13 protein-coding genes are annotated in these 11,690 nt (G+C 65.0%); 9 read left to right on the top strand and 4 right to left on the bottom strand.

Annotated features, from left to right (window positions below; genetic code table 11):
* Window positions 1-54: 54 nt before the first annotated feature.
* The 4 genes from V7E26_RS11385 (at window position 55) to V7E26_RS11370 (ending at window position 3,717) form a co-directional block, all read left to right on the top strand.
* Complete coding sequence (locus tag V7E26_RS11385; RefSeq protein ID WP_324415799.1) at window positions 55-828, top strand: ATP12 family chaperone protein; 774 nt, start codon at window positions 55-57, stop codon at window positions 826-828.
* 72 nt (window positions 829-900) lie between these two features.
* Complete coding sequence (gene fliK / locus V7E26_RS11380; protein WP_324415797.1) at window positions 901-2,514, top strand: flagellar hook-length control protein FliK; 1,614 nt, start codon at window positions 901-903, stop codon at window positions 2,512-2,514.
* A complete protein-coding gene (locus V7E26_RS11375; protein WP_324415795.1) occupies window positions 2,511-2,777 on the top strand; it encodes an EscU/YscU/HrcU family type III secretion system export apparatus switch protein in 267 nt (88 codons plus the stop codon). Before fliK ends, V7E26_RS11375 begins: the two co-directional genes overlap by 4 nt.
* Before the next feature lie 121 nt (window positions 2,778-2,898).
* Window positions 2,899-3,717, top strand: a complete 819-nt coding sequence (locus V7E26_RS11370; protein ID WP_442893387.1) for a penicillin-binding transpeptidase domain-containing protein — start codon at window positions 2,899-2,901, stop codon at window positions 3,715-3,717.
* Between the two features lie 33 nt (window positions 3,718-3,750).
* Here the strand turns inward: V7E26_RS11370 and V7E26_RS11365 are convergent, their stop codons facing one another.
* Entirely contained in the window at window positions 3,751-4,158 is a 408-nt protein-coding gene (locus V7E26_RS11365; protein ID WP_324415793.1) for a DUF4260 domain-containing protein, read from the bottom strand.
* Window positions 4,159-4,291: 133 nt separating this feature from the next.
* Between V7E26_RS11365 and V7E26_RS11360 the strand changes: the two genes are divergently transcribed.
* The 3 genes from V7E26_RS11360 to V7E26_RS11350 all read left to right on the top strand — a co-directional run bounded on the left by V7E26_RS11360 (window position 4,292) and on the right by V7E26_RS11350 (window position 6,829).
* Entirely contained in the window at window positions 4,292-5,824 is a 1,533-nt protein-coding gene (locus tag V7E26_RS11360; protein ID WP_324415791.1) for an acyl-CoA carboxylase subunit beta, read from the top strand.
* Between the two features lie 127 nt (window positions 5,825-5,951).
* On the top strand, window positions 5,952-6,164 hold the full coding sequence (locus tag V7E26_RS11355; protein ID WP_324415790.1) for a hypothetical protein: 213 nt from the start codon (window positions 5,952-5,954) through the stop codon (window positions 6,162-6,164).
* A complete protein-coding gene (locus V7E26_RS11350; RefSeq protein ID WP_324415788.1) occupies window positions 6,161-6,829 on the top strand; it encodes a Fic family protein in 669 nt (222 codons plus the stop codon). The genes V7E26_RS11355 and V7E26_RS11350 overlap by 4 nt, the downstream gene beginning before the upstream one ends.
* A 76-nt stretch (window positions 6,830-6,905) precedes the next feature.
* Here the strand turns inward: V7E26_RS11350 and V7E26_RS11345 are convergent, their stop codons facing one another.
* The 3 genes from V7E26_RS11345 to V7E26_RS11335 all read right to left on the bottom strand — a co-directional run bounded on the left by V7E26_RS11345 (window position 6,906) and on the right by V7E26_RS11335 (window position 9,634).
* Entirely contained in the window at window positions 6,906-8,861 is a 1,956-nt protein-coding gene (locus tag V7E26_RS11345) for an alpha/beta hydrolase domain-containing protein (protein WP_324415787.1), read from the bottom strand.
* Window positions 8,862-8,961: 100 nt separating this feature from the next.
* Window positions 8,962-9,327 carry a cupin domain-containing protein gene (locus V7E26_RS11340; protein WP_324415785.1) on the bottom strand — a complete coding sequence of 122 codons (366 nt, stop codon included), beginning with the start codon at window positions 9,325-9,327 and terminating at the stop codon, window positions 8,962-8,964.
* 40 nt (window positions 9,328-9,367) lie between these two features.
* A complete protein-coding gene (locus V7E26_RS11335) occupies window positions 9,368-9,634 on the bottom strand; it encodes a hypothetical protein (protein WP_324415783.1) in 267 nt (88 codons plus the stop codon).
* Window positions 9,635-9,876: 242 nt separating this feature from the next.
* Between V7E26_RS11335 and V7E26_RS11330 the strand changes: the two genes are divergently transcribed.
* Window positions 9,877-10,377 carry a hypothetical protein gene (locus V7E26_RS11330; protein ID WP_324415781.1) on the top strand — a complete coding sequence of 167 codons (501 nt, stop codon included), beginning with the start codon at window positions 9,877-9,879 and terminating at the stop codon, window positions 10,375-10,377.
* Window positions 10,378-10,429: 52 nt separating this feature from the next.
* Window positions 10,430-11,653 (top strand): cell division protein FtsZ, encoded by a 1,224-nt coding sequence (ftsZ, locus tag V7E26_RS11325; protein ID WP_324415779.1) that lies wholly within the window; start codon window positions 10,430-10,432, stop codon window positions 11,651-11,653.
* Window positions 11,654-11,690 lie beyond the last annotated feature (37 nt).

Below are 11,690 nucleotides of genomic sequence, written 5' to 3'. Positions count from 1 at the left end.
ATCGTATTGTCGGCGCTGGACTATTACCCGATCCAGGCAGGCTGAAATCACGACATGCGTGAACTGTTCGATGAAGTCGCAGGGCAATCGCCGCTCGATCCGCAGGAAGCGGTGCGCCGCACCTCGCGCGCGCCCCAGCGCAAGCGTTTCTACAAGGAAGCCGGCGTAGCGCCAGCCGACGGCGGCTTCGCCGTAACGCTGGACGGCAAGCCGATCCGCACCCCGTCCGGCCGCCACGTGGTTGCGCCGACCAGCGACGTCGCCGAGCAGATCGCCGCCGAATGGCACGCGCAGGGCGAGACCATCGATCCCCTGACCATGCCGTTGACGCGCTTTGCCAACTCGGTCGGCGAGGTCGCCGATCGCGTCGATGCCGTGGCCGACGATGTCGAAAAATATCTCGGCACCGATCTGCTGTTCTACCGTGCCGGCCATCCCGAGGCGTTGGTTGCCCGCGAGGCGGCCTGTTGGGATCCGGTGCTGGCCTGGGCCGCCAACCAGCTTGGCGCCCATTTCATCCTGTCCGAGGGGATCGTGCATGTGGCCCAGCCGGAACAGGCGATCAAGGCTGCCCGCGCCGTCTTCCCTGATGACCCCTGGTCGGTCGCGGCGCTGCATGTGGTGACGACGGTGACGGGCTCCGCGCTGCTGGCGATTGCGCTATATCGTGGCGCCATGGATTCCGACGATGTCTGGGCGGCCGCCCATGTCGACGATGACTGGAATGTCGAGAAATGGGGCGTCGACGAGGAGGTCGCGGCCCGCCGCGCGGCCAGATTCATCGATTTCCGGGCCGCGGTGACCGTTTTGGAGTCCTTGCGGGCCTGATGACGGCTGCCGGTTAAGGAGAGGTTTACGGCCCCGGGTTAGCTTTAACCCCTTGGCCAGAGACCTCGAACCATGGCGATTTCGATCAATCAAGTTCTGCCGGTGCTGCCAGCCCAGGAGGCCGGCAGCGTTGCGTCCGAACTCGTGCTGCAGCCCGGCAGTGTGGTCAACGCCCAGGTCCTGAAGGTGCTGTCCGCCGATCTGGTGCGGATCGCGATCGCCAGCCTCTCGATCGACGTCGCCACCGAAATTCCACTGCAGCAGGGCCAGAACCTGCGGCTCGCGGTATCGCAGACCAGGGACGGCATTCGCCTCGCCATGATCGGACAGGGTGGCGATGCCGCTGGCCCTGCGGCCGACGCCGTCACGCTGTCGCCGGATGCGCTGGCCGATATCCCCGCCAATCACCCGGCCACGCCGAAGATCGTGCTGACGCCAATGGAGCGTGCTGCGGTTTCCGCCGCAGCCCAGGCCGCCGTGGGCGAGCAGGACAGCCTCGCGCCCTTGTTCGCCAACCTCGGCGCGGCGGTGTCCTCCAGCAGCCTGCCGCCGAAACTGCGCGAGGCGATCGCGCAGGTGCTGTCGCAACAGACCAGCCTCGATCAGAACCTCGACGGCGGCGACATCAAGACGGCGTTCCAGAAGTCCGGCATCTTCCTCGAGGCGTCGCTGGCGGCGGGATCGGTGCCGCCGACCGGCGTTCCCGATCTGAAGGCCGCGCTGATCGTGCTGCGCCAGACGCTGCAGTCCGCACTCGGCCTCAATGCGACACCGGCGTCGGCCGCGCAGCCGGCGGGAGCGCAGCAGCCGGCGCCGCCGCAGGCCGCGCCGTCAGCACCGCCCGCAACTGCGAACCCTGCGCCGCCCTTGTCGTCAAACACCGATCCGCACGAAATCCTGCTGCCGCAGGCGCGATTGTCTGGCGGGGAAACGGCCGCGCTGACCGCCCACGCCGCGCGCGGCGCGTTTGTCGCGCTGCAGAGCGAAGCGCATTCCGCAGGCGCCACGCTGAGCCTGCTGCAGGAAGCGCTGCATGAACTCGGCATTCCCATGCGGACCGCGACCGCCGCGCCGCGAGATGGTCGCGGCGAGGTGGCCTTCCAGACCAATCCGCCACCGCCGCCGGTGCGCGGCGCGCCGCCGGCCGCGCAGCCGGTCGCCACTCCGACGCTGGCCCCGCAGGCGCCGCTCGAAGCAACCGCCCATCATCTGCTCGACGACACCGATGCCGCCATCGCGCGGCAGACCCTGCTGCAGGTGGCGTCGTTGCCGGATCGCATCGATCCGTCGGCGCCGCGGCTGGATGCGACCGCGCCGCGCTGGCATTTCGAAATCCCCTTCGTGACGCCGCAGGGCACGGCGATGGCACAGTTCGAAATTTCGCGCGATGGTGGCCACGAGGAGGTCGAGGCCGCCAAGCGGATCTGGCGCGCGCGCTTCTCGCTCGACGTCGAACCGGCCGGTCCGGTTCACGCGCTGATCTCGCTGTCAGGCGAAAAGACTTCGGTTCGGCTCTGGGCGGAACGCCCGGCGACGGCGGAGCAACTCCGCGCCGGAATGCCCCAGCTTAGCCAGGCGCTGACCAGCGCCGAATTGCAGCCCGGCGATATCGTGATCCGCGACGGCGCGCCGCCGCAGGCCGCACCCGCCGCGCGCGCCGGGCATTTCCTGGACCGCGCGCTATGAGCGTTGACACCAAAAACAAGCTTGCGGTCGCGCTGCACTACGACAAGACCGGTGCGCCGCGCGTCGTCGCCAAGGGCAAGGGCACCATCGGCGCCAAAATCGTCGAACTCGCCAGGGCGCACGACATTCCGATCGAGGAGAACGAGGTGCTGGCGGGCGCTTTGTCTCACGTCGAGATCGGCGATGAAATTCCGCCCGATCTCTACAAGGCCGTCGCCGAAGTGCTGATCTTCGTGCTGCGGCTGTCGGGCCGCGTGCGCTGAATCCCTCGACTTTCCTCCGGTTTCACAGCCGGAACAGCCGTTGAACTAGGCTCCGCTTGTCATAGTCTATCCACGATGCCATCAGCATCGTCGCCCGTTCTTCTAGAGGTCAGATATCACCGTGATCAATCGCCGCCATACGCTCGGTCTTCTCGCTGCGACCCCGTTCGTACCCGCGCGCGCCCTTGCCAACGTTTCCTATCAGCGCAGCGAGTTTCGCGACGATCTTTCCAAACGCTTCTTTGATCTCGGCACGGTCGGAACCTTCGTGGCCTACAAGGTGGACGACTATCTGATCATCGCGAGTGACAAGGTGCGTTCGGGCGAGGGCAGGCTGCCGGCCTCGACCTTCAAGATTCCGAACTCGCTGATCGCGCTCGAGACCGGTGTGGTCGAGGATCCCGACAAGGACGTCTTCAAGTGGGACGGCGTGACGCGCAGCATCGAGGCCTGGAACAAGGACCACACGCTGCGCTCGGCGATCGCGGTTTCCGCCGTGCCGGTCTATCAGGAAATCGCCCGCCGCATCGGGCCAGAGCGGATGCAGAAATATCTCGACCTGTTCGACTACGGCAACCACGACATCGGCGGCGGCATCGATCAGTTCTGGCTGAGTGGAGCCTTGCGCATCGATCCGGTCCAGCAGATCGATTTCGTCGATCGCCTGCGGCGCGGCGTTTTGCCGGCCGGCAAGCGCAGCCAGGAGCTGACGCGCGACATCCTTCCCGTCACCAAGGTCGGCGACGCCACCGTCCGCGCCAAGAGCGGACTGCTCGGCGCCGAAGCGGGCAAGCCGCAGCTCGGCTGGATGGTCGGCTGGGCCGAAAAGGGCAGCCAGCAGACCGTGTTTGCGATGAACGTGGACTGCAAGGAGCAAAGCCACATCGCCGCGCGCATGACGGTCGTGCAGCAGTGCCTTACCGATATCGTGGCGATCTGATCGGCGCGCGGTTCGCTCCGGACGCGGAAAATTTCAATTCGCAGACTTCCCGATCCGCCCGAGATGGGTGAAGGAAAAGCCGGCCGCATATTTCAGCCCGTAGCCGAGCGCGCGGTCGAAGCCGATATGGGCGAGCCAGATCATCGCGATCGAGAGGACGAGCGGCGAGGAGGTGGCAAATCCGGTGGTCATCATCGCCATCGGCGCGAGGTAGCTGTGCGCGGCATTGTACATCAGGGCGCCGAAACGCGGTCCCGACAGATAGGCCGCAAAACTGATGTCCGGGACGAAGAACAGCAGGGCGTAGACCCACCACGACCCGTCCCAGACATAGTAAAGCAGGGTCATGCCGCCAAGGAGGGCTAATCCTTCCAGCCGCAGCAGCGTGCGCACACCCCCTGTAACGGCGCCCGAGGTGTCGGCGCTGGCATTATCGGTCATTCCGGTCCCCATGGTCAGGATGCGGATATAGGGTCCGCCGGACGGCGGTACCAGAGGGCGGGAAGGGTGTTTCCTGTCCGGAAAAGGGCGTGTTAGAAGGCCCCAAATCGACACCGGAACGGGCGGAAATGGCATGAAGGATATCCTGGACACCCTCGAGGCACGGCGCGCCGGCGCCAAGCTTGGCGGCGGCGAAAAGCGCATCGAGGCGCAGCACGCCCGCGGAAAACTGACCGCGCGGGAGCGCATCGAGCTCCTGCTCGACAAGGGCTCGTTCGAGGAATTCGACATGTTCGTCGAGCACCGCTCGACCGAATTCGGCATGGAAAAGACCAAGGTGCCGGGCGACGGCGTCGTCACCGGCTGGGGCACCGTCAACGGCCGCAAGACCTTCGTCTTCGCCAAGGATTTTACCGTGTTCGGCGGCTCGCTGTCCGAGACCCACGCGCTGAAAATTACAAAACTGCAGGACATGGCGATGAAGGCGAGGGCGCCGATCATCGGCCTCTATGACGCCGGCGGCGCACGCATCCAGGAGGGCGTCGCAGCGCTTGCGGGCTATTCCTATGTGTTCCGCCGCAACGTCATTGCGTCAGGCGTGATCCCGCAGATCTCCGTGATCATGGGCCCCTGCGCCGGCGGCGACGTCTATTCGCCGGCCATGACCGACTTCATCTTCATGGTGAAGAACACCAGCTACATGTTCGTCACCGGCCCCGACGTGGTGAAGACCGTCACCAACGAGGTGGTGACGGCGGAAGAGCTCGGCGGCGCCTCGGTGCATGCGACGCGCTCCTCGATCGCGGACGGCGCGTTCGAGAACGACGTCGAGACGCTGTTGCAGATGCGGCGTCTGATCGACTTCCTGCCGTCCAACAACACCGACGGCGTGCCGGAATGGCCGAGCTTCGACGACATCGAGCGCGTGGACATGTCGCTCGATACGCTGATCCCTGATAATCCGAACAAGCCCTATGACATGAAGGAGCTGATCGGCAAGGTCGTGGACGAGGGTGACTTCTTCGAACTGTCGGAGACATTTGCGAAGAACATCGTCACCGGCTTCGGCCGCATCGCCGGCCGTACCGTCGGCTTCGTCGCCAACCAGCCGATGGTGCTGGCCGGCGTGCTCGACTCTGACGCCTCGCGGAAAGCGGCGCGCTTCGTCCGCTTCTGCGATGCCTTCAACATCCCGATCGTGACCTTCGTCGACGTGCCGGGCTTCCTGCCGGGCACCGCCCAGGAATATGGCGGCCTGATCAAGCACGGCGCGAAGCTTTTGTTCGCCTATTCGCAATGCACGGTGCCGCTCGTCACCGTCATCACGCGAAAAGCCTATGGCGGCGCCTTCGACGTCATGGCGTCGAAGGAGATCGGCGCCGACATGAACTACGCCTGGCCGACCGCGCAGATCGCCGTGATGGGCGCCAAGGGCGCGGTGGAAATCATCTTCCGCGCCGACATGAACGATCCGGAAAAAATCGCCGCGCGCACCAGGGAATACGAAGACCGTTTCCTGTCACCCTTCATCGCCGCCGAACGAGGTTACATCGACGACGTCATCATGCCGCATTCGACCAGGCGCCGCATCGCGCGGGCGCTGGCGATGCTGAAAGACAAGAAGGTCGAGATGCCCGCGAAGAAGCACGATAATCTGCCGTTGTGATTGGAGGGCGCGATGTCCGGCGCACGAGTTGGAGGCGCTAAAAGCGTAAGGAGAAGGTCCACAAGCGGCAAAGAACGCGACAATTGCCATTGTAGCAACATGGCGGAAGCATTTATGTAAAATCGCCATGGCATCTGTCGTCCGAGTCGCTTATATTTTGTCTATGACTGACGATCTGAAAAAACTTCTCGAAGCGGCCAAGACCGCTAAGCCGACGCCGGAACACCGGGAGTTACAGCGGCGAAGTTTCGTGTACGGGAACACTCATTTCGAGAATGAGTTAATCACGCGCGAAATGGTTGATCGGGAAGCCGAAAAGCTGGCCAAGGGCGAGAAATGATAGATGATGAGCGCGAACGGCGGGATAGCCGCGCGCTCGAACCTGAGCTAATTACCGATCCTCAGGAGAAAGCCGCTGCTGAAGCGCGCAATGGCTTTCGGCAGTACGATGCGGCAATCGGGGCAATCCATGCTGCACTCGATCGAGGCTCGTTCAAGCTGCGGCCGTCTCTCATTTTAGGTCTTCAACGGGAAGCGTTGGCTGGAATTAGCTCATATGCTGGCAACTATCGACCGGGTGGTGTCGCGATCGAAGGCAGTAAGCACGAACCAGTGGGTGCACACCTTGTTCCCGAACTGGTTGAGGAGATGTGCGACTACGTCAATGATCATTGGACTGAAAGTACGCCGCTGCACCTAGCAGCGTATTTGATGTGGCGCCTCAATTGGATCCATCCATTCGCCGACGGTAACGGGCGAACGTCGAGAATGATATCGTACGTCGTACTTTCTATTCGCGCTGGGGCGGTGTTGCCGGGCACGCCGACCATTCCCGATCAAATTGTCGACAATCGGAATCCTTACTTCGAGGCGCTGGATGCGGCTGACTCCGCATATCGCGGTGGCAAGATTGATGTGTCGAGGATGGAAACTCTGCTAGCTGCGTTGCTTGCGAAGCAGTTGGCAGGTTTTTATCAAGCCGCAGGTGGAAAATTACCCGAATAAAATCCACGTGGTTTACCTTCTTCACGCCATCCCGGCATGGCCTTGGCCAGTTCCGAGGCATCGGAGATCATCACATTCACTGCCCGAGCTTCGCCAACTTCCCTTGCTTCGCTGCCTCGACCGCTCGCTCGGCATCCTCACGCAACAGCAACCGCTCGGCGACCTGCCGTTCGGCTTCCTTGCGCACCGCTCCGACATAGGCCTCATCATCGGCATAACGCGCGGCAAGCGACGGGCGCGGGTCGTTGGCGTCCTTTCTCGCGGCTTCGCTCGGCGCGAAGGGGATCACGGCGCCCTGCAGCGGAAAGAACGCGGTCGGCCCGTAACCTTGCGCGCGGGGATTCCAGCCGGTGTAGGTTGCGCGCGGCACCGCCAGCGCCAGCATGTGCACGCCTGCGACCGCCATGCCGTCGGTATCCGCTCGCGGCACGAACACGGGATAGCGGCCGATCTCCTTCGCCGGCAGCACGCTCTGGTCGGAGAACGCATTCGGCGTATGGATGGCCTTGTAGGGCAGGCCGGGGATGTTCGTCGGCACGGCGCCTCCGGCCGCGACCAGCGTGCCATGGGCACGCATCGGCACGCGGCTTGCGGGCGGGGTGACGCCGTCGCGGATCCAGCGGTCGAGATCGGTGAGCAGCGCGCGCATCGGCGCGCCCGCATGCATCGGGTTCTGCGGCAGCGCCATGACAGGCACCGACTTCATGTGGTCGTCGGGGCCGGCGAAATGCGGCGCGCCCGCGATCATGTAGGCGCGCACATTGTCCGGCAGATCGAGATGGTCGCCCCTGAGATCGGTGACCAGCAGCGAGGCGTGCGAGGCCCACCATTCGTGCTCGCTGTCGGTCTGCATCACCTTGGGGCAGGTGGCTGACAGCGAGCAGCGGCGCAGCAGGCCGTCGGTACGGCCGGAGAGGGGATCGGTAAGGGTTGCATAGGTGAACGGGAACAGGTCGGCCTGCCAGGCCGGGTCCTGCGGATGGCGCGGATTGCGGCCGGGCTGGCCGAATCGCACGTTGGTCGCCATCCGCCGCGTGCCGGCGATGTGCGGCATCAATCCGTCGAACACGACGCGGCCGCGCGTATCCTCGTTGAAGCCGAGATAGAGGAAGTCGCGCAGGAAGCGGCCGGACTGCGAGACGCCGAAACCGATCGCGCGGTTGACCGACGGGTTCAGCCCGACCAGCAGCGGATTGGCGGCGGTGCGGTCGTTGCGCAGGAAGCTTGCGACGTCACGCACCGCGGCGAACGCCATGCCAAGCGTTGCCGGATCGCGCGCGGTGTAGGTTACTTCGTAGAGTGCACCGGCATCGAATCCGTCAGGCCGCGTGATCTCCGCCGTCGAGGGATCGACGAGCCGCACCGCAAGCTGTGGCGGCGTCTGGCGCGCATCCGCCCAGGCGGCGCGGACCGTGACCGCGATGTTGGCGGGATCGGCCGCCGGCCAGGTCAGCGGGGCGCGCGCGGGGTTGGTGATGTTGTCGAAGACGAATTCCTCGCGCATCGGCCCGGTGACGCCCTTCAGGACCGCCGCGACGAGCGCCATCTGTCCCGGCTTCGACGGCATGTCGGCCTGCCAGCCCACCCACACCATCGTGTAGCCCTGGCGGTGCAGAAAGCCGATGCCGGCATCCGAGGCCTGCTCGGCGCGGTTGGCGCCGGGCTGCGCGGAATCGTCGAACAGCTGGGGCGCCAGCTTGCGCCCGCGGTTGGGGACATCGAGCAGCAGCGTACCGTTGCCGCGCGATGGATCGGCCGGGCGCAGGATCACGACGTCGGCTGTGGCTTCGACGCGGCCTTCGGCGTTGCGCGGCGCCAGCGCGAGGTCGGTGATGACGGCGTTGCGGTCGTCAGCCGGATCGAGCGCGATGGTCGCGCGCGCGGTGATCCGCTCGTAAGGCCCGACATCGCCAAAGCTGCGTCCGGCGAAGGCGGCGCTGCGTTCTGTAATGTCGAACTTGATAACCTGCGCGCTCAGCGTGGTCGGGAATACGCACGCCGCGATGATGCCGATCGCCACGATTCTGCGCATGGCTCGTCTCCTGCCCTGGTACGCCCGAAGGTTGGTCCCTCCAGTGCCGGTGGCGATTGTAGGCAGCATCGCCCGTAATGTCGATGACGGGACGCGGGCTTCAAGGCGCCGGCGACTTGGCCGGCAGCAACGGCACGAAATCGTATTCGCCGACGCCTTGCAGGATCAGGAAGGTCAGCGAATTCATGCCGGCATTGGTGACGAGATGCGGACGCGTGGGCCTGACGACATAGACTTCGCCGGGCTTCAGATTCACTTCCTCTTTCGGGTCCTGCAGGAACAGACGCATCTGGCCTTCCAGCACGTAAAACGTATCGGAGATGTTGCTGTGGGTGTGCCACGGCACCTTCTGCCTTGGGGAGAGCTGCAATTCCGCGATGCGAAAGCCCGGGCGCTCGGCGTGGTAGGCGCGACGTTCGACCTCGTAGAGGTGACTGGCGTCCTTGATCGGCTGCGGCTGGCTCATGACGGTCTCCTTCGGATCATCCGCCCCCAACAGCGCGATGTTATCCGTCCTTGGCCGTTCGGGAAACGGTGAGGGGAGGTTGGTCGTCCGATGTCGTTCGTTCCTGCTCGTTCCTCAGCCGCTGCTCGCCTTCGCGAAGGCGTTGCGCGATCGCGGTTCGCCTGAAGATCAGCGCGGCCTCGTCCGCGAGTCGCTGGGCGAGGTCGGAATGGTAGTGCTGCACGACATCGAGCACCGCTTCCTTGGCGAGCCGGCGATGGTGCTCGGCCAGGAATTTATGCAGGTCAGCGAGCTGTTCGTCATCCATGGCAATCGCGCCTCGATCGCGATGCGATACTATACCGCAACCTGTTGATCCCACACCAGCTTTTCCCGGTCAGGGATGGCCCAAGTGTGACAGATTCATGTCGCGGAGGAGAGGCGTCGCGTGTCCAGTCGGCCGGATACACGTCGTTAACTATTCATTAACCATGCCGACCGTAGCCTTAGCGTCGCTATCCGGTCATGTTCAAGCCGATTCCAGTGCGGTTCGTTCGAGGAGAACAGCCGATGTCAGTTGAGTTTCTTACCTACGCAGAGTTGGGCGCACGCCTGAATATCTCGCCCGCCGCCGCCCGTTCGCTCGCCAGGCGGCTGCACTTGCCGCGCACCCGCTCAGACGACGGCAAGGCGCTGATGAGCGTGGACCTGGCTGAAGTCAGGCATACGCCGTGGGGCCGTCGTCAGTCGGCCGATGTCGCCCGGTTGACGACCGCGGTCGCGACGCTGCAGGCGGAAATCGTGCAGCTCGAGGTCAGGGCGGCCACGCATCGCGCGGATTTCGAATACGAGCGCGAGCGCGGAGATCGCCTGATGGCTGAGCTCCTGCAGGCCAGCGCCGAGACCACGGCCGCCCGCGAGGCGACGGCGCGGCTTGAGGGCGAGGTTGTGGCGCTGCGGACCGCTGTCCGGGCTGGCAGTTCCGAAGAGAATCACGGACATTCGGCACGCCGGGTGGGACATCTGGCGGCGAGCTTGGTGGAGGCGGACCGCAAGGCCGCCAGTGGGTAGCAAACGCTTTTTCTCACTCCGCTGACTTAAGCGGAGCAGCCGTGGGGCAACAATGACCGGCATCGATATCCGCGAGCTGAGGGCCCGTATCATCGTATTTGGGGTCGGCGGCGCCGGGGGCAATGCCGTCAACAACATGATCGACGCCGGCCTCGAAGGCGTCGAGTTCATCGTGGCCAACACCGACGCCCAGGCGCTCACCAGTTCGAAGGCCGAGCGCGTCATCCAGATGGGCGCGCAGGTGACCGGCGGCCTCGGTGCCGGCGCGCAGCCCGATATCGGCCGCGCCGCGGCGGAAGAAACGCTCGACGAGATCCGCGATCATCTTTCCGGCGCCAACATGGTGTTCATCACCGCCGGCATGGGCGGCGGCACCGGCACGGGCGCGGCGCCGATCATCGCCAGGGCCGCGCGCGACCTCGGCATTCTCACCATCGGCGTGGTCACCAAGCCGTTCCAGTTCGAGGGCCAGCGCCGCATGCGCTATGCCGAGGTCGGCATTGCGGAACTGCTGAAGGCGGTCGACACGCTCCTGATCATTCCGAACCAGAACCTGTTCCGGGTGGCCAACGAGCGGACCACCTTTTCCGACGCCTTCGCGATGGCCGACCAGGTGCTCTATTCGGGCGTTGCCTGCATCAGCGATCTCATCGTCAAGGAAGGCCTGATCAATCTCGATTTCGCCGACGTTCTCTCGGTCATGCGCGAGAAGGGCAAGGCGATGATGGGCAGGGGCGAGGCTTCCGGCGACAAGCGCGTCCTCAACGCCGCGATCGCCGCGATTTCCAACCCGCTGATCGAGAACCCGTCGATCAAGCGCGCCAGCGGCCTGATCGTCTCGATCACCGGCGGCCGGGACCTGACGCTGTTCGAGGTCGACGAAGCGGCCACCCGCATCCGCGACGAGGCCGATCCCGACGCCAACATCATCGTCGGCGCGACCTTCGATGCCGAGCTTGATGGCGTCGTCCGCGTCTCGGTCGTGGCGACCGGTATCGACAATATCGAGACGGCCGGCGCCGCGCATCCGGCGGAAGGCCTGTTGACGGATCTCGCGGGACGGTTGAGCCACGACCGGCGCCGCATCCCCGACCGTGTGGCGCCGCCGCCGGCGCCCGTGGCCCGTCATCTCGAAGCGCGAACGGCGGTCGTCGAACATGCGCGGCCGGCGCCGCCGCAGGGACTCGATCCGTTCGGCCGCACCGCGGCCGTGCGCAATCCGATCGAGGAGAAGGTCCTTGATATCCCGGCCTTCCTCGGCCGCCCGTCGAACTGACTGACATCCGCTCCGCCGGCATCCGTTGTCCCGGCGA

This window comes from Bradyrhizobium sp., assembly GCF_036735945.1.
Classification (GTDB): Bacteria; Pseudomonadota; Alphaproteobacteria; order Rhizobiales; family Xanthobacteraceae; genus Bradyrhizobium.
Note: the sequence above shows the minus strand (reverse complement) of the source record. Positions and strands in the feature narration are given on the sequence as shown.